The following is a 20,714-nucleotide window of genomic DNA, read 5'->3' as shown; positions in this document are numbered from 1 at the left end:
GGGTGCATGACCAGTCCTGTATCCATCGAACGGCCCATTGCGAACGGCAGTTCCTTCGGCACCTTCGGCGAACTGCTGCAGGGGAGGCTGCAGCCGGGAAATCGCGATTTCCTCGTCACTCTCCCAATAGCCCGCTGGTCCACCGCCCGCTTCCACTGGCAACCTGACCAGGAACTCCGGGTCGAGCCGCCGGGCAAACGCAAGTCGCTGGAGCTGGCTGCCCGAATGCTGAGGCATTACGGGTGCCCCGGAGGTGGGACTCTCACATTGAGCGGCGACCTTCCGGAGGGAAAGGGGTTAGCGAGTTCCTCCGCCGATCTGGTGGCCACCGCGCGTGCCGTGGCCCGGGTGCTCGGGGTTGGAATGCCCGCAGCCACGATCGAGGGACTCATCCGGCCGATCGAGCCGACCGACGGGGTGATGCACAACGGCACAACCGCCTTCTACCACCGGGAAGTACGGCTCTGTGCCCGGCTGGGACCCACGCCGCCGATGACGATCGTGGGGGTCGACGAGGGTGGCGAGATCGACACGGTCTCCTTCAACCGTAAAGAGAAATCGTTCACCCGCGAGGAGACGTCCGAATACCGCCGACTGTTGTACAGCCTGAGCGAAGCGGTACGCCACGGCGACGTCACCACGATAGGCCGGGTGGCGACCCAAAGTTCGGAAATGAATCAAAGACTGCAGCACAAGCGGCTCCTGCCGGGACTTCTCGAGATCTGCCGAAAAGCCGGCGCCCTCGGAGTGGCCGTCGCGCACAGCGGCACCAAACTCGGCATCCTGATTTCAGCTGCGGATCCAGACCATGACAAACGACTCGCCCGTGTCGTTGACGAATGTCATGAAATCTCCGAAGAGATCACGATCGATCACACGCTGAATTTCACACCGCCCAGCGAACAGAGCACCCAGCCGGCACCATCTCTTCCTGTGGGGAATTCCCATGCCATATGTTGACGTGGTTGACGCAATCGGACACACTCCGCTGGTCGGTCTCCGGCTCGGCGAATTTACTGGTGTGGAGGTATTCGCCAAACTGGAACTGCAGAATCTCTACGGCATGAAAGACCGGGTCGCACGCCAGGTGGTGCTCCACGCCAGGAAGGTCGGCCAACTCGCCGAGGGCGCGCCCATCGTCGAGAGCTCCTCGGGCACCATGGCCCTCGGGCTCGCCCTGGTCGGCCCACCGCTCGGACACGATGTGCACATCGTCACCGACCCACGGATCGACCCCATCACCCTGGCGAAGCTGAAGACGCTGGGCGCCTCGGTCCACATCGTCGACCGCATGGGAGAAGGGGGCTGGCAGCGCGCCAGGCTGGACCGGCTGGAACAGTTGATGGCTGACCTCCCGGGCGCCTTCTGGCCCCGCCAGTACAGCAACCCGCAGAACCCGCAGGCCTATCAGACCCTCGCTGACGAACTCCTCGAGGACTGCGGGCCGTTCGACATCCTGGTCGGATCCGTCGGCAGTGGCGGATCACTCTGTGGCGCTGCCCGCGCGTTGCGCCGGACACTGCCCGGTCTGCGGGTGGTGGCCGTCGACTGCGCGGGCAGTGTGCTGTTCGGCCAGCCCGACGATCCCACTCGGCTGCAGAGCGGTCTCGGCAACAGCCTGATGCCCTCGAACCTGGACCACTCCCAGATAGACGAGATCCACTGGCTCAACGACCGGGAGGCGTTCGAGGCGACCCGCCGGCTGGTCCGTGAGCAACTGCTCTTCGGAGGCAACACCTCGGGCTCGGTGTACCAGGTCCTGCGTCATCTCAGCGAGAGGGAAAGGGCCGGCACCCGCATCGTCGGCATCCTGCCCGACCGCGGCGACCGCTACTACGACAGCGTCTACAGCGACGATTACTGGGCGGCCCGCGGGCTGGACGAACTCCCGGTCAACGAGCGGCCCGTGACAGTCGCCGAGAGCGACACGGTCGTCGCCTGGTCCCGTCGTGAGCTCTCCGGCCGGAAGTGAACCATGTCCGACGAGTCATGGACAGCGGCGCTGCGCCGCCCGGCCCAGGGCGCGGCCCTGGGCCGGCTGGTCGTCCTGGCGCACAGCGGCGCGGGGCCCAACGCCCTGCTCCCGATGTTGCGGCACCTGCCGGATGCGTACGAGCTGGTGGGGGTCACCTTGCCGGGCCGTGAGCGCAGGCTCTGGGAGGGCGTGTCCGACACACCCCCCGAGTCGGCAGCCGTGGTCAACGCTGTCCTGCGGGAACTGCGCCGACTGCCGCGCCTGCCCACAGTCCACTTCGGGCACAGCATGGGGGCGGCGCTCGCCGCGGCCCTGGCGCTGGCGGCTCCTGAACTGTGCAAGGGAGTGGTGCTCAGTGCCCATCCAGGCAGTCCACGCACCGAGTGGGCGACGGATTGGCCGGAGCGGGATCTGCTCGACATCATCTGGCGCGGGGGTGGCACGCCCGTTGAAATTCTTCAGGAGCCGCTTTTGCGGGAGCACGTTTTCACGGTGCTGCGCCACGACCTAACGTTGGGGCAGCGACTGGCTGAGGACAACGTGGGCCGGAAGATACCCGTCCCAATCTGTGTCCTGGCCGGCGAAGAAGACGAGCTGGTCGACGTGGACCAGTTGACCCGGTGGCAGACCCAAGCCGCTGCCGGGTACCGCCAACGGCTCTTTCCCGGCGGTCATTTCTTCCTTCTGGACGACGAGAACGCGTCTGCGGTCGCCGCCGAGATAGCCGCCGTCCTGCGGCAGCAGAACGGTGAGGCTCCGTCCGTATCCGAGGCCTGCCCGCTCGGCCTGGGCTCCACCGAAACCGAAGCCGTCCGAATCCGCACCGCAGCCTCGGACAACACCCGCTCCGGTGGAGCACCCAACAGGGGTGACGTTGTATGAGGCGGGAGCAGAGCAGACCGAGCGCCACGCTCGCCGGACTCGGCACATGCCTGCCGTCCCGGGTGGTGACCAACGCCGAGCTGGCGCGCTCACTCGACACCAGCGACGAATGGATCGTGGCCCGTACGGGCATCCACGAGCGGCGCGTCGCCTCGCCGGGTACGACCGTGGTCGACCTGGCCGAGGTTGCGGCGCGCAACGCACTGGCCGCCGCAGGAGTCGATGTCCAAGCCCTGGTACTGGCCACCACGACCCCCTACCGGCCGTGCCCGGCCATGGCCCCCGAGCTGGCCACCCGGCTGGGGCTCACGGGGGCGGCGGCGTACGACATCTCCGCGGTCTGCAGCGGTGCCGTTTACGGGATCGCTAACGCCGTGGGGCTGATCACCGCGGGGGTGGCCGACGCGGTACTGGTGGTCTGCGCCGAGACATACTCGAGCATCCTCGACCCGGAGGACCGCTCCACGGCCGTCATCTTCGGCGACGGGGCGGGCGCCTTCGTCCTCCGCCGGGGCGAGGCGGATGAGCCCGGCGCGATCCTCGCGGTCGACCTCGGCAGTGACGGCCGACACGCGGATCTGATCGCCCGGGACGCACCGGACGGGCGGTTCAGGATGGCCGGGACAGCCGTGTATCGCATGGCCGCCCGTACCTTCGCCGACACCGCGCGGCGGGTGCTGAAGGGAACCGGCTGGGCGGTGGAGGACATCGACGCCTATGTTCCCCACCAAGCGAACCGACGCATCACCGAGGCGGTGGTGCGCGAGCTTGGTCTCCCCCCGGCGGCCGCCGTCTCCAACATCGCCCGGGTCGGCAACACCTCCGCCGCCTCCATCCCGCTCGCGCTCGCCGACGGGGTCCGCAGGGGCCGCCCTGCACCTGGCCACCGCACTCTGCTGGCCGCCATGGGGGGCGGGCTCACCTGGGGCGCCACCACTCTCGTCTGGCCTGAAGTCGAGGTGATCTCAAGCGAGTTGTGAAGCGTAGTTCGATAGCACACCGATAGGCCGGCAATGGAGTGAGCACCGATTATCCCTTCAGACCCAGGCTACGACGCGCGCCTCCCAGCAAAGGAATAGAAGTGACTGAAGAGAAGGCAGTAGAGATCCTTTCGTCCCTCATTTGCCGAGGTCGTCCGATTTCCCCTGACAGCATCTCTCCCGACACGAATCTCGTGGACGATCTGGGTTTCGACTCCCTTGACGCGGCCGAATTGCTGGCTGCGGTGCACAAGGAGACGGGCCAGCAGCTCAATGTGAGTTCCGTCAAGGACTTCCATACCGTCGGGAGCCTCGCAAAGAAACTTTCCGATTCGGTCGCGGGAGGTCAGAAGTGATCGCACAGCAGAACATGGCCTACGAAGAGAACGACCCCTTGGCCCTGCTCAATCAATACCGCGCGGCCGAGGTCCATGGGACCGGCGTGATCATGCGGCTCGGCAGGCTCGCGGACAACCTCGAACTGCGAAACAACCTGAGCCGACACATGCGCGACGAGGCCGTGCATGCCTGGCTGTGGACCAAGGCCATCCGCGAGATGGACGGCCACATAGTCGAGGTCGATGAGCCCTACCAAACGCTGCTGGGCCAACACTTCGGCATCCCTCGTACCCTAGACGAGCTACTCGCGCTTACCTGGGTCTCCGAGCGCCGGGGCTGTGAGCAGTACAAGGAGCACCTGGACGTCCAGGACATCCCCGCGGTCATCCGTAGGACACTGCGCGGCATTCTCAAGGACGAAATCTGGCACGTCTCCTACATAAACGAGGAACTGCAGAGCCGGGCCCTGCACGACCCACGGATCCAGGACATCATCGACCGCGCGCTGGTCGCCGACGAGCGCACCATGGCCGAGCTTGCCGAGATCGCGGCCGTCAGGCAGGGAACGGCCTCCGGAGCACAGGCATGACGACGGCGCCGAGTCGCCGAGGTGACACGCAGACAGAGGATGCGGACACCATCCTCCGGGGGCCGAGCAGCCCAAGCGCATATCCGAGCCTGGAGGAGATCGTCCGGCCGTACGACGCCAAGGGATACGGCCTCACGGTCTCCGACGGCTCGTCCACCATCCGGCTGAGTTACCCCGACCTCATGGCCCGCACCGCGGCCACAGCGGTTCGCCTCCGCGAGGCCGGCGTGACCCCGGGCACCTACGTCGCCTGCACCGTCAGTAACGACCTCAGCTCCGTGCTAACGGCCCTCGGAACATGGATGGCCGGCGGCTGCCTGGTCTCCGTACCCCCTATGTCCCGCGACGCCCAAGGGCTCTACGCCGCACGCTTCACGCCGGTACTCGCACGTATGGGCTGCGATCTCTACGTCAGCGACACGGACGCCGGACAGTTGCCGATCCCACCCGGAGCGCGCCTCCTGTCACAGTCGGCGCTCACAGCGCCGACGGAAGACCGGCACGCCGTTCCACAGCTCGCCATACAGGACGCCGCGCTGGTCCAGTTCACCTCCGGCAGCATGGGCACACCCAAGGGCGTGGTCATCAGCCGGGAACAACTCGCCAGCCAGATACAGGCGGGTATCGCGGGGATGGAACTGGAGTACGGACGGGACCGCATTGTCTCCTGGCTGCCGCTGTACCACGACATGGGGCTGATCGCGATGTTTCTGTACGGGCTGGCAGCCCGTATCGACGTCGTGCTCATGCCCCCCGCGTCGTTCGCGACCCAGCCGGCGAGCTGGCTGACCACCCTCTCCCACGAGCGGGCCACCATCAGCGCCGCACCCAACTTCGCGTACCGGCTCGCCGCTGCCGTGCCGTACGAGGAAGGGCTCGACCTGTCCAGGATGCGGGCGTCTCTGAGCGGCGGGGAGCGCATCCACTGGCAGACACTGCTGGACTTCCATAGGACCGCGGGGCCGCTCGGCTTCCCCTGGGAGGCCATCCAGCCGAGCTACGGTCTCGCCGAAGGCGTGGTCGGAACCACCTCCAATCCGCTGGGACGCGGACCTGTGATCGGGCCGGGCGGGCATGTCTCCCTCGGAGTGCCCCTGTCTGGCATCCAGCTGCGCCTGCGCACAGGTCTCGAACCGACGGCGATCCATCTCGCGGGCGAGTCACGGTTCAGCGGCTATCAGACCGCCGACGGCTTCGTCCCCTCCGGCGGGGACTGGCACGACACCAGCGACGCGGGATTCACCCACGACGGAGAGCTGTTCGTGCTGGGGCGCCGCAACGAAGTGATCAGTCTCGCCGGGCACAACGTCTTCGCGGAGGACGCGGAGGCCGTCGCCCAGAACGTCGGCGGCCGTCAGGTCAGGGCCTGCGCGGCTTTCCGGGATCCCGCCGACAAGGACCGCTTCGCCATGTTCGTCGAGGTGGACCGCACCCTGGCCAGGGCACCGGACTCGGCGGCCGATCTGGCCCGGGGCATCCGCTCCTCGGTGAGCCACACAATCGGAACACGACTGACCTCTGTCACGGTGGTCCGCCCCGGAAGCATCCCGAGGACGACGTCCGGCAAAGTGCAGCGCTCCCAGTGCCGCGACGTCGCCGGAAACGAGGGATTCGGACGCCGCATCATCACCGAACTCCGCTAGGGCCCACCTACAAGAGAGGAAGCGCCATGTCCGCGAAGTTCATCTGGCTCGACGGCGAGTTGGTCGAGTGGGGGGACGCGACCGTCCATGTGAGCACCCACGGCCTGCACTACGGCATTGGATTCTTCGAAGGCATTCGCTGCCACGCCACGAACCGCGGGACCGTGGCCTTCCGGCTGTCCAAGCACCTGGACCGCCTCGCATGCTCGGCATCCGTCTACAACTTGGAGCTGCCCTATTCGACCGGACAACTTGCCCAGGCCTGCGTCGACGTTGTACGAGCGAATGGGCTCGGGGACTGCTATCTCCGTCCGATTGCCTTTCTCGGCGAGGGCCCAAATCCGCTCCACGCCCCGCTTCGGACCGCCGTCATACCAAGCGAACACGGCCCCTTGAGCGGTGAGCCGGTGAATCGTGGTGTGACGGCTCAGATATCGAGCTTTCAGCGCATCACCGCAAATTCTCTGCCGCCGGCGGCGAAGGCGACGGGCCAGTATCTCAATGCCTTTCTCGCTCAGTCGGAAGCCATTCGATCGGGCTGCGATGAAGCGATCATGCTCAATGCCGACGGATACGTCGCGGACGGCTGGGTACACAACGTGTTCGTCGTCAGGGGCGGCGTTCTGTCGACCCCGCCGACGATGAGCGGGGCGCTCGGCGGCATCACCAGAGACTCCGTCATGACCCTCGCCGCCGCACGCGGAATCCGGGTGGTGGAGGAGAACCTGGTCCGCAGCGATCTCTATCTGGCTCAGGAGTGCTTCCTCACGGGCACCGCGGCCGGGGTCGTGCCTGTGGTCTCCGTCGATGGACGCCGCATCGGCACGGGCGATCCCGGCGAACTCACCTCGTCGCTGACCGAGGATCTCCACCACGCGATCCACGATGCGGGCTACCCCGACTGGCTGGAGGACATCGCATGACGTGGGCACCGGCGCTGACGCGCCACGAGACCGACCAGGACGTGTACCGGGCCGAGGTCAGCAAGGTGCTGTCCTCCTTCGGAGAGGACACCTTCGCGCTCTGGGAACGGGAGGGCCACACCCCTCGGGAGGCTCCCGCGGCACTCGGCGGAGCCGGTCTGTTCCGGCGCCGGTGGGAGGACGGAGCCGAAGGAGGGCTTCCCCGGCTGGTGGCCATGTGCCAGGAAATCTGCCGCGTCAGTGGCGGACTGGCTCTCGTCGCCATGGGCCACAGCGAGATCTTCATCGGTGCCCTACGCTGGCTCGGCGAGACGCCCTCTCAATTCTCCCTGCTGGAGGACGCGCTCGACGGCCGGGTCATCGGCTGCTTCGGAGCGACCGAGCCTCAGGGCGGGTCGAACCTCCGCGGTGTGCGGACCACCGCTATCGCCGAGGACGGCGGATGGCGACTGAAGGGAACCAAGCGCTACATCTCCAACGTGGGCCGGGCCGACTACGTTCTGGTGCTGGCCAAGCCGGAGAAGCCGGAGCACGTGAGCGACCTAAGCCTCTTCCTTCTGCCGCTGGATCACCCAGGCGTCAGCATCGACGGTTTCTTCGACACAGTCGGCATGCACGGCTGCGACGTGGGACAAATCACCTTCGACGTGATGCTGCCGCACGACGCGTTGTTGGGTCGGCCTGGGATCGGACTGCTGTACGCGACGCATCTGCTGCAGTTCGAGCGGCTGGCGATCTGCGCGCAGCTGACGGCCGCGGCAGACACAGCCCTGCGACTCGCCGTCGCCTATGCGCGACGCAGGACGCTCGGCGACCAACGGATCCTGGACAAACAGGCGATCCGGCATAATCTGGCCAGCTGTCGGGCGGAACTTTGGAACCTGGAGTCCAGGCTCTCGGAACTCGTCTCCCTCGCCCAGCGGAACGGCAAAATGCCCGCCCACGAGATCTCGGCCCTCAAGCTCACAGCTGGCGAGAGTACGGGCCGGATCATCGACACCTGCATGCAGTTCTTCGGCGCCCGCGGCTACTCGAAGAATTTCCCTCTCGAACGCCTCTGGCGGGATACCCGTTTGGCGCGCCTCGGGGGCGGCACGGACGAGGTCCTGTCCGATCTGGTCGCATCTGGCCTTGACCGGCACGATCCGGAGGCCGACGATCTCATTGCACGTCTGGAGGCCCTCGACGCACCTCACAATGGCCCTCTGGTGCGTGACAACTGAGGGGGCCTCGGTCCTTCCGGCATTCAGATCTCACCTGGAGGCTTTCACGGAGGAGGGCGAAGGGGCACCCCCGACACCACCGCGCTTCCAGTCGGTGACCGCCCTGTAATCGGGCGGTCACTGGCCATCGAGTCATCAGACCCTATTGATGCGCTGTGCCGCTTCTGCCGTGACTTCCTCAGGCGTGAACTCGCGGAACAACTCGCGCAGGGCACAAGCCAGTCGCGTACGCCGCGCAGAGCGGTCGCGGGCCAGGGCCTGGGCGATGGCCGTCTGGAGGTACTCCTCCGGGACCTGGCCGGCGTCTGCCGCGAGACCTCGGAGCCGTTGCTCGGTGTCCGGCTCCATCGGGATGCTCATGAGGTACTTGCCGTCGTGGTCGGGGAACACCGCGCAGAGCACATCGACGGGCAGTGCGTATCCCAGCCGCTTCCAGATCTTCCGTACGGCTCTGCGCTCGTCCTTCGCGGACACGAGGACCACCAGGCGCTCACCGTCGTCAGAGGCCGCCAGTGGCAGTCGGCTTTGCTGTTGCGCGGCTCTCAACTCGAGCGCGTCGACCGCGCGGGACAACACGATCTCGATGGCGTGCAGGGGCACTTCGTCTCTCCTCTCTCTCGGCTCATTCAAGGGAGATCACCCCGTCGGGGAGCCATCCCTCCCAGTAGCCGTCGATGAGGTCGAGCAGGGCTTCCGGTTCCACGCGCGCGCCGCCGTCCCGCAGTTCGGCTGTCGTCCACCACCGCGCATCCGGTGCCGGCAGGAGGCATACGTCGCCTGGCCAGGTCCTTGCTGCGGGAGCGACCAGGACGTAGTACTCCTCGTGCCGACGCTGATCGGAGGCGGGGAAGCGTCCGGTGACGGCGGCGATCCGCATTGCGGGCAGCCGCCGTTCGTGCCGCAGGCAGCGTGCCGCGGCGCGGCGGAAGGACTCGCCCGGCCGCATCGGATGCGCGGGAACGCTCCAGGCGACCGGGGCCACGGTGCGGTTGGGCACCAGCAGGAATCGTCGTGCGGCGGGGTCGATGACGACGGGGCGGAGGTGCGCTGCGGGCGTGCAGCCTGGGCTTGTCACATCGGCCACTCTGCCCGCCTGTGATTAGAATAGCATCTCGATGTGTGCCAGACGGGTGGCGCGGGGCAGGATCCGCCGTGGGTCATCCAGTGAACTTGATGCGATGTGCGTGCGGCAGCGCCCGCGCATCAAGTTCACTGGATGACCCAGGCAGGCCTGGCCGGACCCAGCCGTGATGGTCCGGGCTCGTGGGCGGTGTGAACGCGTGCGAGCCCGGCTCGGCACGGTTGGGCCCGGCCAGGTGCGGACGAGCGGGGAGGGGAGGAGCACGGTGTGGCCCGACCGGCTGGTCGTGGGAGACCGGGTCCGGTTCGACGGGCACGAGTGCACGGTGACCGGCGTGTGCGGCGGGCGTGTGGCGCTGCTAGACGGCCTCGGCGCCACCGAACACATCGACGTGCTCACGCTGCTGGCCGCGCAGGACTTTGCATTCGTCGGACGCGGCACCGAACCCGACCGGCAGGAGGCGCCGCCCCTGCCGGAGTCAGTGCTGGCGCAGGCGCGCTGGTGGCGTCGGCACGTTACTGAGGTGCTGGATGGGGTGCCCTATGGTGCACCACCTGGCACGACGCCGCGCTCTGCCTACGATCCGGCCCGCTTCTCCCTGGCCGAGCGGGAGGAGGCCAAAGCCAGGGAGCTGGCCGAGCAGGGGATACGCGGGGCGTCGGCGCGGACGGTGCGGCGTAAACGGCAGCGCTATCAGCAGCAAGGGCTGGCCGGTCTCACCGACGGCCGGGCCGGGCCGCGCACACCCGGCCACGACCCGGTGCACCCCCGAGTGGAGGCGGTCGTGCAGGACCTGCTCGCCAGTCAGCTGCGGGGGCAGCACCTGAGAACCGAGCAGTTGCACGATCAGGTGTTGACTCAGCTTGCCGTGCCCATCGCCGCGGGCGAGGTGCCCCGGCCCTCCCGGGCTGCCGTCCGACTCGTGGCCGCCCGGTTGCTCGCCAATGCGGCAGGGGGCCGGGTCGGTCGGCCGGCCGCCGTGGCTGTGGGCGAGCGCGTTCATCTGGACGTGGTCGAACTGTCCCTGCCCTCCGGGGAGGGCAGGGACGAGCACCTGCGGCTGCTGATCGCTCTCGACGAGGCGACCAGGCTCGTTACGACCGCCGTGGTCCACACCGGGCACCGGCCGCCGCTGCACACGACGCTGCTCGCCCGTATGTGCGCCCCGCCAGGGCGGTGGACCCACGGGGGCGCCCTGGCGTCCGCACCCGCCCGCGGCACACTGTGGCGCGAGGCGCCCTCGCTGACGGTCCGCCCGCACACCCTCGTCGTCGACGGCACGACCGCGGCTGGCCTGCGTGTGCTGCGCGAGGCTTGCGCCCATCTGGGGATCCATCTGGACTTCGCGCGACGCCTGCGGCCGGTGGACCGTCAGGGCGTGGAGCGTACGCTACAGCGCTTCGTATCGCTGTTCACCGACCATCTGCTCTCCGCTGCCGGGCGGGCCGCGCAGGAGGCTGGATGGCCGCCCGAGATGGTGCAGGACCTGCTCGATGCGTGGGTGGCCCACCTCTGGCCGGACACTCCCGTGCCCACCGCGCCCGCGGGCGGAGCGCACACCCCACGGACCCGCCACGAGACACTGACCGCTTCGGCGGGATGGACTCCGATCCCCATCCTTCCCTCACGGCTCACGGCGTTTTTGCCCGCAGCCCGGCGCGCGGTCGGATCCTCGGGACTGCGGCTCGGCGGGCGCCTCTACGACTCCCCGGCCCTGGATCCCCTGCGCCATGCGAAGGCGCCAGGAGGCCGCCGTCGCACGTTCGAGGTGCGGTGGGACCCGTACGACCTCAGGAGGGTGTGGCTGCGTGCCGCTGACGACGAATGGATCGCAGCTCATGCCGAGCCTCCGGTCGACTGGTCCGCTGCTCAACCCACCCTGCATCACGCCCCACTTGAGAGCACCGAGGTCTACGCCCGCACCGGTCGGAGTCAAGGTCAGAGTGGGACAGGGGCAGCCGCTCCCGACCCGGCCGCGCATCACACCGTCACCGTCGGCGGGCAGTCGTTGCAGGACTGGAGGACAGCCTTCTTCCCGCCCCCGCTCCCGCCCCTGGACGACGGCACGCGCACGCTGCCCGAGGATCTCCGCGTGGCCTACCACGCTCAGCTCCCCCTGCGCGTGCCTGGTGTCTCGTCCGCTGTGCGGCGGATCGAGGACGTGCTGGCCGTCAACAGCCGTGCGTCAGGCGCCCGTTACGGGGTGCTGTTGGTAGGGCAGTCCGGTACCGGCAAAACCACGGCCCTGTGGGAAGCGGCCCGCCGTTGCGCCACCCAGGATCCGGACGGCGGGACTGTTCCGATGGTCTACGTCCGGCTGGCTCCGGCCACCTCACCGCGTCTGCTCCTGGCCGAGTTGGTCCGATGCCTCGGCGTCCCGGTGCGCGGCTCGTCCACGACCGCCGACCTGGTGGTCCGGGTCAGCGAGGCGATGGAAACGGCCCGGACCAGACTGGTCCTCATCGACGAGGTCCACAACCTGCGCGGTCCGAGCCGGTTCGGCGCAGCCGTCGCCGACGTCCTGGACTACTTGTGCGATCGCGTTCCGGCGACCTTCGCATTCGCTGGAATCGGTGCCCCCGATGCTCTCTCCGCCGAGGTGACGCATGCTGCGCAGCGCCGACTGGTGTCTGTGCACCTGTCTGCGCTGCCGCTGGGCGCGGACTGGGAGCAGGTTGTCTGCGGAGCCGAGGCTGCACTGCGCCTGTACGCACACGAACCGGGCAGTCTCACCGCACAGGCCGGCCTGCTCCACCGGCGCACCGGCGGCAACGTGGGCCGGCTGGCCTTCCTGCTGCGCACCGCAGCCGTCCGGGCCGTCCGCGAGGGCACGGAACAGCTCACAGCCACGCTGCTGTCCGAGTTGCCCCTCCCCGGCCAGGCAGGCGGAGCCGAGTGCAGCCAGCCAGTGCGGGCTTCCTGAACAACAAAGACCCGGATAAGAGACCCGTTATAGCCCCCGAAATCCCTCACCCAGTCGCACGTAACATCGCAGAGCGAACACGTGGACGAGAAAAAGCCACGATAGAAGGCCCGTCGCCGATAAGACAGCCACCTGGCCACCCAAAAGCCAGACAGCCCCTCTCCGACGGCCCTACCGTGGTGCGCATGACGTACCAGGAGACTTTCCCGAGTCCCCCGGCAGACTTCGGGGACGAAGCGGAGCATGTGGTCCGTCAGTACGACGCACGGATCGAAGTTTCCAAAGCCGCCATCGAAGAACACAAAGCGGCTGCCGAAAAGCACAGAGCAGCCGCGCGTGAGGAAACCGAGAAGTGCGAGCTGCTGATCGCTGACCGTGAGGAGGCTCTGAGCCTGGTGGGGGTGGGGTCGCGGCTGCGAGCCATGCAGGAACGCGCCATGGAGCACGGCATCCTCACCACCGTGCAGACCGCGCCTCCGGTCACACTACGCATTGTCCCGGACCCGCACGAGGGGGAAACCTCCATGCCGGGCGCGGAACCATCCGCTTGCGGCGAGCCCACGCCCCCACCGCCGGCGGATGAGGGACAGCCAGTGCCCGAGATCATCATCCGGAGCCGCAAGCGGCAGCAGGTCCTCAACGTCATTGCCTCCCGCCCCGACCTCCCGTGGGGCAGTGAGGACATCGCCAAAGTCCTCGGCATTCCAAGAAACCCAAGAGACCGTAAGAGCCTGCGCAACTGTCTGCAGGCCCTCACTGTTATCGGCGCCCTGGAACGCGTCACCCGCGAGGACGACCCGCACGTCTACTACCGCCCGCGCATGAACTGGAAATTCGCCTGACCCGTACCACCGACCACACAATGGCCGGGCAGCATCGCTGCCCATAAAAGACCGCCGCCGCTTACGGACCCAGAGGCAACTGTGGTCCGCGGCGGCGGTCATGACCCGCTAAGGCCGCTTCCGACACTACCCGGCTCCGACCGGGCGTGTCCGGCATTCGGCCACATTCTCCTGCCTCTTTCACGAGAGCCAGTTCGAGGGATCCGAATGTCCATGCGAATTCACTCCGGAGGATTGCCCGGCTCCCGGCCGGGCCATAGGTCCACCTCCAGCACCTTCTCCAGGTTCGCGATCGTCAGTAGGTCGCACCACACCACGCCGTCGAGCACCTGCGAGATCGTCATCCGTGACACCCCGGTGCGGCGGGAGACCTCCGCGATCGACCAGCCACGCGCGTCGATCGCCCTGCGCAACCGCGCCGCCACCTCCTGCGCGACCCGCGCCCCGTGGTGGTCATCGAGCACGGCGTGCGGCCACGCGCCATCGATCAGGTACTCGGCAGGGCTCCGGCTTCGCTTGTCTCCTCGTGGCACAGCGAAGAGTGTCGCCCATCCGGACCTCCTGGCATGACAGCGGCCACCTTCTCCACCACATGCTATTCCAAAAACACCCCTCCTGGTGTTCTTTCCTGGTGGAGAATCTCGATGGACGCGATTGACCAGTACCGGCCCAGAATTCCCGGCCCCGTCTGGGAGCACATCGGCCCCGACTGCCGCCGCGCGGTGGCCAAGGCCAAGCCCGCCACGCCGAAGGAAGCACGCGACTGGCTCGGCGCCCTCGCACACGCTGCCGCCCACGCGTACGGCACAGGACGCCCCACTCGGGCTGAGCACCTGGTCACCCCCGAAGCGATCGAGTGGTACCTGGCCACTGGCTGCCTGCACGTGGAGGAGTCCTCCCGCTCCAACCGCCGCTGCCGTCTCAACAAACTGCGCCGCGCCCTGCTCGGCCCCGACCTGGTCACAGGCCAGCCCGCCGCCTACTCCGGCTCGGACTCCTCCCGCCCCTACACACGATCCGAACAGGCCCAGCTGTATGCCCACGCCCGCGCCCAGCCCACCGACGAACTGCGCTACGGCCTGCTCACGCTGCTGGCCCTCGGATTCGGCTGCGGCCTGGACTCACCCGAGGTCATCCCGCTGCGCACGCACGACGTGCGCGAAGCACCCAACGGCGCCGTCGGCGTTGCCGTCCGCGGGACTCGATCCCGGGTGGTGCTGTGCCGCACCGCCTGGGCCCCGGTCCTGACCGAGGCCACCGCCTGGGCCTCCCGCCCCGGTGAAGCCCGCCACCTCTTCCGACCCTCCAGCCACGCCCGCGGCACGAACACCGTCACCAACTTCCTCGCCCGCACCAAGAAACCGCCCGGCAGCCCGCCCCTGGTCATGGGGCGGACCCGAGCCACCTGGCTCGTCGACGCCATTGATGCCCGCATGCACCTGCCCACCCTGATGGCCGCAGCAGGCCTGACCACCCTGCGCTCGATCGACCGAGTACTGCCCTACGTCCGCAACCTCACGCCCGAACAGGCCGCCGCCGCACTGAAGGAGTTCTGACAGGTGAACCGCAGTCTCGCCCGCCACGCCCACATCGCCCGCCTGCGCTCCCAGCGCGTCCCCGTCCCCGACCGCGAGGTCATGAACATCATCAACGAAGTGACCGGCTCCGGTCTGGTCGAGGAGATCGAACCACTCGTTGCCCGCCGGACGGGCAGCCCCTGCACCCTCCCGATCAAGGCCCTCTTCGTCGGCATGTGCCTGACCGCTGCCCGCGATGGCGGCGTCATCCTATTTACCCGTGTCACCAACCTTCTGTACTTCGCGCTCTCCGACGAGATGCGCCAACGGCTCGGCCTGCACCACTACCCCGACCACGACCGCGGCTTCGAGTCCGCCTATGCCGTCGTCCGCCGCCGCATCCACAGCGTCCTCGACGCCATCGACCCCTCACCGCTGCCCAAGAACCACCGCCTGGCACGCCGCCACGCCGAGAAACTCCTCGCCCAGGCCGAGCCGGCCGAGCTCACCCGCAGGCGCACGCTCATGCTCCGTGTGAGCAACATGGTCCTGGACATGTCCCTGCGCGAGGCCCGGCCCCTCCTGGACGGCCACTGGGACGGCTCGGTCTGCGTCGACGCCACCGTCATCGGCACCTACGCCAAGGGTCTCGCCTCCGACAGCCCTGTCACCTCCACCGACCCCGACGCCGCCTGGTACGTCCGCACCGCCAAGCACAAGGACCCCCTCGCGCTCGACGACCTCGCCCCCGCCCAGCAGGACAAGAACGGCGCCAAGCTCCAGAAGAAGACGGACCGCATCAAGAAGCGCCTGTACGGCTACGACGCCTCCCTCGTCATCGCCCGCGACCCCGACCACGACGGCCTCCCCCTGCCCGACGGCTCGGCCAACCCCGACGTCGTCCCCGCCCTGGTCATCGCCTTCTCCGTCGACAAGCCCAGCCACCGCCCCGGCCAGGTGGCCGTCGAAGCCCTCCAGCAGATCGACGACAGCCTGCCGCGTGGTTATCTCGCCGGCGACCGCGCCTACAACGGCCAGAAACCGGAGAACTTCCAGCTGCCCATCCGCGCTATGGGCTACGAGCCCGTCTATGACTACGCCAAGGACCAGCTCGGCGTGCAGGCCGGCTTCGCCGGCGCGCAACTCGTCGAGGGCAACTGGTACTGCCCCTCCATGCCCAACGAACTCAAGAACGCCACCAAGGACCTGGTCGACGAGAAGATCGACAAGCAGACCTGGATCAACCGCATCCGCGCCCGCGCCGCCTACCTCTTCATGCCCAAGCAGCGCCCCGACGCCGAGGGCCACCGCCGCGTGATGTGCCCCGCCGAAGCGAGCCGCACCCAGTGCCCCCTCAAGAAGCACACCCTCGGCCGCGGCATCCACCTGCCTCTCGTCGACCCCGCGCCCAGCCCCGCGGGCTCACCCCCGTGCTGCAAGCAGCGCACCATCACAGTCCCGCCCGAGTCCGGCGCAGACCAGTGGCAGCCCCTCCAATACGGCTCCGAAACCTGGCAGCGCGTCTACTTCCGGCTCCGCAACAGCGTTGAAGGGATCAATGGCTACGCCAAGGACCGCCTCTACGAACGCCTCGAAGACGCTGGCACGCGCCGCATCCGCGGCATCGCCGCACAGACGCTTCTGCTGGCCTTCCAGCTCGCCCATGCCAACCGCCGCAAACTCACCGCCTGGGCGAACGCCATCGCCCTCCACGGCGACCGACCCCACCGTCGGCCCACCCGCCGCCGCAAGACCAAGCCACTGGGCACTTGGACCCCCAAGGGCTACGTCGCCGAGCCAGAAACGACCGAGCCCGATGAGTGAGACTGCCCACACTTCAACAGCCCACTAAAGATCAACAACCACGAAGATCGACTGCCCGGCGGCTCGCCAGCCGCCGGGCAGTCATGCGTGTAAGGACCATCACACCCCGCCCGACCTGCCCAGGCATAGCGAAACGGGCCCATCGTGATCACGATGGGCCCGTTTCGTCGGTGCAACTAGAGCACTTTCGTCGGTGCTCCATGGTGCGCGAGGGGGGAGTTGAACCCCCACGCCCTTGCGGGCACTGGAACCTGAATCCAGCGCGTCTGCCTATTCCGCCACCCGCGCATTGGGTGTGTCTTCCGGTTCCGGCTCTTGCGGGCTGGGGCCTTCCGACATGCTGAACATTAGCACGGGGGGAGGGGTGGCTTCACATCCCTTATCGCCGCCCCGGGGCCCGCCCGAGGCCCGCGTACCGGCCCCGTCCGCCCCACGTATCAACCTCGTACCGGTACCCCCGTCTCCCCCGGAGCCGGGAAGAGCGCACAGCCGGGTGCGGGACACTGGATCGCGTCCGCCTCTACGATCCTTGGGCAGAGCCACGCCCCGGAAGGACCCGGAAGGAGCCGCGAGGACCCTGAAGGAGCCGGAAGGAGCCGCGAGGAGTTCGAAGAGGCGCTCCAGCGGGAACGGTCGCAGGCGTCGAAACCCTTCGACCGGCCCGACAGGGGGAACCAGCCGATTGAGCGGCGCGTGGATACGATCAGTAAGCAGTACCAAGTAAGCAGGAACGGTAAGCGGAGCGCCACACAGCGCAGCGCCCGCGCCACCGGCAGTACCCGCACTACCCGCAGTACCCACAGTGGCAACGACGGAGGAGGTGCCCCATGGGAGTCATGAAGAAGTTCGAGCAGCGGCTCGAAGGTCTGGTCAACGGCACCTTCGCCAAAGTGTTCAAGTCCGAGGTCCAGCCCGTGGAGATCGCCGGCGCGCTCCAGCGCGAGTGCGACAACAACGCCACGATCTGGAACCGGGACCGGACCGTCGTCCCCAACGACTTCATCGTGGAGCTGAGCGCGCCGGACTTCGAGCGGCTCAGCCCCTACTCCGGGCAGCTCGGGGACGAGCTGGCCGGAATGGTGCGCGACTACGCGAAACAGCAGCGTTACACCTTCCTCGGGCCGATCAAGGTCAATCTGGAGAAGGCGGAGGACCTCGACACCGGTCTGTACCGGGTACGCAGCCGTACGCTCGCCTCCTCCACCAGCCAGCCCGGCCCCTCCGGACCGATCACGCCCCCGCCCGGCCCGTCCGCCGCCCGGCCGCGCCCCGGCGGCGCCCCCGGCTACCCGGCCCAGCCCGCGGGCGCGCCCCCCATGCCCGCCGCACCGCCGCCCGGCGGCCCCCGCCCCGCTGGACAAGGCGGACAGGGCGGACAGGGCGGCGGGTACGGCTATCCGCAGCCCGCCGCCGCCGGACAGCGCCCCGGCGCCGGGTCCGGCGCCCGCACCAGACACTGGATCGAGATCAACGGCACCCGCCATCAGATCTCCCGCCCGACGCTCGTGATGGGCCGCAGCACCGAGGCCGACGTGCGGATCGACGACCCCGGCGTCTCCCGCCGGCACTGCGAGATCCGGACCGGAACGCCCTCGACGATCCAGGATCTCGGGTCCACCAACGGCATCGTGGTGGACGGGCAGCACACCACCCGCGCTACGCTCCGCGACGGCTCACGGATCGTCGTGGGCAGTACCACCGTTATCTATAGGCAAGCCGAAGGGTGATCCGGGGGCAATGTCAGAGCTGACCCTCACGGTCATGCGGCTGGGTTTCCTGGCCGTACTGTGGCTGTTCGTCATCGTGGCCGTGCAGGTCATCCGCAGCGATCTGTTCGGTACCCGCGTCACACAGCGCGGGTCCCGGCGGGAGTCGGGGCGGTCGCAGCAGACGGCCCGCCAGACCCCGCCGCCCCAGCGCCAGCAACCGGCCGGCGGCCGGTCCCGGCGCAACGCGCCCACCAAGCTGGTGGTGACGGAGGGCACCCTCACCGGCACCACGGTCGCGCTCCAGGGCCAGACCATCACCCTGGGCCGCGCCCACGACAGCACGATCGTGCTGGACGACGACTACGCCTCCAGCCGCCATGCCAGGATCTACCCGGACCGGGACGGCCAGTGGATCGTGGAGGACCTCGGCTCCACCAACGGCACGTACCTGGACCGCGGGCGGCTGACGACACCCACCCCGGTCCCGCTGGGTGCGCCGATCCGGATCGGCAAGACGGTCATCGAGCTGCGGAAGTAGTACAAGAATGAGCGAGCGGAGCGAGCACGCAGCGGCGGTCCTCACCCGGGACCCTTGCGCGCTCCCGACCGGAGGGTGGGCAGTGTGGCTCGACACGACCGGCTGTACCCGGAGCCGACGGGCGAGGTGGGCATGAGTCTGTCACTGCGCTTCGCCGCCGGATCGCACAAGGGCATGATCCGGGAGGGCAACGAGGACTCCGGTTACGCCGGTCCGCGGCTGCTCGCCATCGCCGACGGCATGGGCGGCGCCGCCGCGGGCGAGGTCGCCTCCTCCGAGGCCATCTCCACCATCGTCGCCCTCGACGAGGACATTCCCGGCTCCGACCTGCTCACCTCGCTCGGCACCGCCGTACAGCGCGCCAACGACCAGCTGCGCGCGATGGTCGAGGTCGATCCCCAGCTCGAGGGCATGGGCACCACGCTCACCGCCCTGCTGTGGACCGGCCAGCGGCTCGGTCTGGTCCATGTCGGCGACTCCCGCGCCTATCTGCTGCGCGACGGCGTCCTCACCCAGATCACCCAGGACCACACCTGGGTGCAGCGGCTGGTGGACGAGGGCCGGATCACCGAGGAGGAGGCCACCACCCATCCGCAGCGCTCCCTGCTGATGCGCGCGCTGGGCAGCGGCGACCATGTGGAGCCGGATCTGTCGATCCGTGAGGTCCGCGCCGGGGACCGGTACCTGATCTGCTCCGACGGTCTGTCCGGGGTGGTCTCGCACCAGACGCTGGAGGACACCCTCGCCAGCTACCAGGGCCCCCAGGAGACCGTGGGCGAGCTGATCCAGCTGGCGCTGCGCGGCGGCGGGCCCGACAACATCACCGTGATCGTCGCGGACGTCCTGGACCTGGACACCACCGACACCCTGGCCGGACAGCTGTCCGACGCCCCGGTCGTGGTCGGCGCGGTGGCCGAGAACCAGAGCCAGCTGAGCGACAACGGGATCATGCAGACCCCGGCCGGGCGCGCCTCCGGGCTCGGCCGCCGCCAGGTGCCGGGCCAGGGCGGCGGCGAGTTCGGCCCGCCCGGCTCCGGCGACACCACCGGCTACATCCCCACCGACGGCTTCGGCTACGGCGACGACGAGTTCGCCAAGCCCCGCAAAGGGCGCCGCTGGCTGAAGCGGTCGGTGTACGGGGTGCTGGCGCTGGCGGTGGTGGGCGGCGGACTGTACGGCGGCTGGCGCTGGACCCAGACGCAGTACTACGTCGGCACCAACGGCGAGCATGTGGCGCTGTACCGGGGCATCAGCCAGGACCTGGCGTGGGTCTCGCTCTCGGAGGTCGAACGCGACCATCCCGAGATCGAACTCAAGTACCTGCCGCCCTACCAGCAGAAGATGGTGGAGGCGACCATCGCCGAGGGCGGGCTGTCGAACGCCCAGTCCAAGATCGACGAGCTGGCCCTCCAGGCGTCCGCCTGCAAGAAGCAGGCGGACCGGCAGGCGGCCGAGAGCGCCAAGAACTCCGCCTCCGGTGAGGGGGAGGCGGGCGGCAGCACGGGAACCACACGCTCCTCCTTCACGTCAAAGGCGACACCGACCCCGACGCCGAACACCTCGACCCCTTCGACCAATCCGTCGGGGCAGGCGTCTCCGAATCCCGACCAGTCCACGTCCCCGACCGCGACCACTCCCAGCCCCGGCCCGAGTCTGTCGGAGGAAGAGCAGAAGGTCGTCTCCAATTGCGGTACGCAGTGAGCACGCCGTGAGAGGCCCTGTCACA

Annotated in this window: 19 protein-coding genes and 1 tRNA gene; 16 read left to right on the top strand and 4 right to left on the bottom strand. The window is 68.5% G+C overall.

Annotated elements, in window-relative coordinates:
- The first annotated feature begins 6 nt into the window (after positions 1–6).
- The 9 genes from AB0D49_RS08720 (at position 7) to AB0D49_RS08680 (ending at position 8,554) form a co-directional block, all read left to right on the top strand.
- Complete coding sequence (locus AB0D49_RS08720) at positions 7–960, top strand: kinase (RefSeq protein WP_362753004.1); 954 nt, start codon at positions 7–9, stop codon at positions 958–960.
- Position 961: 1 nt separating this feature from the next.
- Positions 962–1,972 (top strand): cysteine synthase family protein, encoded by a 1,011-nt coding sequence (locus AB0D49_RS08715; RefSeq protein ID WP_362753001.1) that lies wholly within the window; start codon positions 962–964, stop codon positions 1,970–1,972.
- 3 nt (positions 1,973–1,975) lie between these two features.
- A complete protein-coding gene (locus tag AB0D49_RS08710; protein WP_362752998.1) occupies positions 1,976–2,857 on the top strand; it encodes an alpha/beta fold hydrolase in 882 nt (293 codons plus the stop codon).
- Positions 2,854–3,837 carry a beta-ketoacyl-ACP synthase III gene (locus AB0D49_RS08705; protein ID WP_362752995.1) on the top strand — a complete coding sequence of 328 codons (984 nt, stop codon included), beginning with the start codon at positions 2,854–2,856 and terminating at the stop codon, positions 3,835–3,837. Before AB0D49_RS08710 ends, AB0D49_RS08705 begins: the two co-directional genes overlap by 4 nt.
- Positions 3,838–3,938: 101 nt before the next feature.
- Positions 3,939–4,193, top strand: coding sequence for an acyl carrier protein (locus AB0D49_RS08700; protein ID WP_362752992.1), 255 nt, complete (start codon positions 3,939–3,941; stop codon positions 4,191–4,193).
- The gene (locus AB0D49_RS08695; RefSeq protein WP_362752989.1) at positions 4,190–4,765 is read left to right on the top strand and encodes a ferritin-like domain-containing protein; all 576 of its coding nucleotides are present in this window, start codon (positions 4,190–4,192) and stop codon (positions 4,763–4,765) included. Before AB0D49_RS08700 ends, AB0D49_RS08695 begins: the two co-directional genes overlap by 4 nt.
- On the top strand, positions 4,762–6,408 hold the full coding sequence (locus tag AB0D49_RS08690) for an AMP-binding protein (protein ID WP_362752985.1): 1,647 nt from the start codon (positions 4,762–4,764) through the stop codon (positions 6,406–6,408). The genes AB0D49_RS08695 and AB0D49_RS08690 overlap by 4 nt, the downstream gene beginning before the upstream one ends.
- A 26-nt stretch (positions 6,409–6,434) precedes the next feature.
- Positions 6,435–7,331 (top strand): branched-chain amino acid transaminase, encoded by an 897-nt coding sequence (locus AB0D49_RS08685; protein ID WP_362752982.1) that lies wholly within the window; start codon positions 6,435–6,437, stop codon positions 7,329–7,331.
- Positions 7,328–8,554 carry an acyl-CoA dehydrogenase family protein gene (locus tag AB0D49_RS08680; RefSeq protein ID WP_362752979.1) on the top strand — a complete coding sequence of 409 codons (1,227 nt, stop codon included), beginning with the start codon at positions 7,328–7,330 and terminating at the stop codon, positions 8,552–8,554. The genes AB0D49_RS08685 and AB0D49_RS08680 overlap by 4 nt, the downstream gene beginning before the upstream one ends.
- 135 nt (positions 8,555–8,689) lie before the next feature.
- Here AB0D49_RS08680 and AB0D49_RS08675 read toward each other — a convergent pair whose 3' ends face one another.
- Positions 8,690–9,154, bottom strand: a complete 465-nt coding sequence (locus AB0D49_RS08675; RefSeq protein WP_362752976.1) for a hypothetical protein — start codon at positions 9,152–9,154, stop codon at positions 8,690–8,692.
- 22 nt (positions 9,155–9,176) lie between these two features.
- A complete protein-coding gene (locus tag AB0D49_RS08670) occupies positions 9,177–9,629 on the bottom strand; it encodes an NUDIX domain-containing protein (protein WP_362752973.1) in 453 nt (150 codons plus the stop codon).
- Between the two features lie 271 nt (positions 9,630–9,900).
- On the opposite strand from AB0D49_RS08670, the gene AB0D49_RS08665 reads away from it, so the two are divergent.
- Entirely contained in the window at positions 9,901–12,558 is a 2,658-nt protein-coding gene (locus AB0D49_RS08665; protein WP_362752970.1) for a TniB family NTP-binding protein, read from the top strand.
- 185 nt (positions 12,559–12,743) lie between these two features.
- A complete protein-coding gene (locus AB0D49_RS08660) occupies positions 12,744–13,400 on the top strand; it encodes a hypothetical protein (RefSeq protein WP_362752966.1) in 657 nt (218 codons plus the stop codon).
- Positions 13,401–13,621: 221 nt separating this feature from the next.
- On the opposite strand, the gene AB0D49_RS08655 is transcribed toward AB0D49_RS08660, so the two are convergent.
- Positions 13,622–13,864, bottom strand: coding sequence for a helix-turn-helix transcriptional regulator (locus AB0D49_RS08655; protein WP_362752964.1), 243 nt, complete (start codon positions 13,862–13,864; stop codon positions 13,622–13,624).
- Between the two features lie 180 nt (positions 13,865–14,044).
- Between AB0D49_RS08655 and AB0D49_RS08650 the strand changes: the two genes are divergently transcribed.
- A complete protein-coding gene (locus tag AB0D49_RS08650; RefSeq protein ID WP_362752961.1) occupies positions 14,045–14,956 on the top strand; it encodes a hypothetical protein in 912 nt (303 codons plus the stop codon).
- Positions 14,957–14,959: 3 nt separating this feature from the next.
- A complete protein-coding gene (locus AB0D49_RS08645; protein ID WP_362752958.1) occupies positions 14,960–16,741 on the top strand; it encodes a hypothetical protein in 1,782 nt (593 codons plus the stop codon).
- Positions 16,742–16,942: 201 nt separating this feature from the next.
- Here AB0D49_RS08645 and AB0D49_RS08640 read toward each other — a convergent pair.
- Positions 16,943–17,029: transfer RNA gene (locus tag AB0D49_RS08640), tRNA-Leu, on the bottom strand.
- Between the two features lie 539 nt (positions 17,030–17,568).
- On the opposite strand from AB0D49_RS08640, the gene AB0D49_RS08635 reads away from it, so the two are divergent.
- The 3 genes from AB0D49_RS08635 (at position 17,569) to AB0D49_RS08625 (ending at position 20,689) form a co-directional block, all read left to right on the top strand.
- Positions 17,569–18,468, top strand: a complete 900-nt coding sequence (locus AB0D49_RS08635; protein WP_362752955.1) for a DUF3662 and FHA domain-containing protein — start codon at positions 17,569–17,571, stop codon at positions 18,466–18,468.
- Positions 18,469–18,478: 10 nt separating this feature from the next.
- The gene (locus tag AB0D49_RS08630) at positions 18,479–18,988 is read left to right on the top strand and encodes an FHA domain-containing protein (RefSeq protein ID WP_362752951.1); all 510 of its coding nucleotides are present in this window, start codon (positions 18,479–18,481) and stop codon (positions 18,986–18,988) included.
- 132 nt (positions 18,989–19,120) lie between these two features.
- A complete protein-coding gene (locus AB0D49_RS08625) occupies positions 19,121–20,689 on the top strand; it encodes a protein phosphatase 2C domain-containing protein (RefSeq protein ID WP_362753425.1) in 1,569 nt (522 codons plus the stop codon).
- The last annotated feature ends 25 nt before the right edge of the window (positions 20,690–20,714 follow it).

This window comes from Streptomyces sp. NPDC048290 (assembly GCF_040652095.1).
GTDB lineage: Bacteria > Actinomycetota > Actinomycetes > Streptomycetales > Streptomycetaceae > Streptomyces.
This window is presented reverse-complemented; position numbering and strand designations above follow the sequence as displayed.

What these genes read in the sequence shown, in the direction of transcription:
- AB0D49_RS08720 (WP_362753004.1), top strand. Translation starts at nt 7, where the DNA reads ATGACCAGTCCTGTATCCATCGAACGGCCCATTGCGAACGGCAGTTCC.
- AB0D49_RS08710 (WP_362752998.1), top strand. Translation starts at nt 1,976, where the DNA reads ATGTCCGACGAGTCATGGACAGCGGCGCTGCGCCGCCCGGCCCAGGGC.
- AB0D49_RS08705 (WP_362752995.1), top strand. Translation starts at nt 2,854, where the DNA reads ATGAGGCGGGAGCAGAGCAGACCGAGCGCCACGCTCGCCGGACTCGGC.
- AB0D49_RS08690 (WP_362752985.1), top strand. Translation starts at nt 4,762, where the DNA reads ATGACGACGGCGCCGAGTCGCCGAGGTGACACGCAGACAGAGGATGCG.
- AB0D49_RS08685 (WP_362752982.1), top strand. Translation starts at nt 6,435, where the DNA reads ATGTCCGCGAAGTTCATCTGGCTCGACGGCGAGTTGGTCGAGTGGGGG.
- AB0D49_RS08680 (WP_362752979.1), top strand. Translation starts at nt 7,328, where the DNA reads ATGACGTGGGCACCGGCGCTGACGCGCCACGAGACCGACCAGGACGTG.
- AB0D49_RS08660 (WP_362752966.1), top strand. Translation starts at nt 12,744, where the DNA reads ATGACGTACCAGGAGACTTTCCCGAGTCCCCCGGCAGACTTCGGGGAC.
- AB0D49_RS08650 (WP_362752961.1), top strand. Translation starts at nt 14,045, where the DNA reads ATGGACGCGATTGACCAGTACCGGCCCAGAATTCCCGGCCCCGTCTGG.
- AB0D49_RS08635 (WP_362752955.1), top strand. Translation starts at nt 17,569, where the DNA reads ATGGGAGTCATGAAGAAGTTCGAGCAGCGGCTCGAAGGTCTGGTCAAC.
- AB0D49_RS08630 (WP_362752951.1), top strand. Translation starts at nt 18,479, where the DNA reads ATGTCAGAGCTGACCCTCACGGTCATGCGGCTGGGTTTCCTGGCCGTA.
- AB0D49_RS08625 (WP_362753425.1), top strand. Translation starts at nt 19,121, where the DNA reads ATGAGTCTGTCACTGCGCTTCGCCGCCGGATCGCACAAGGGCATGATC.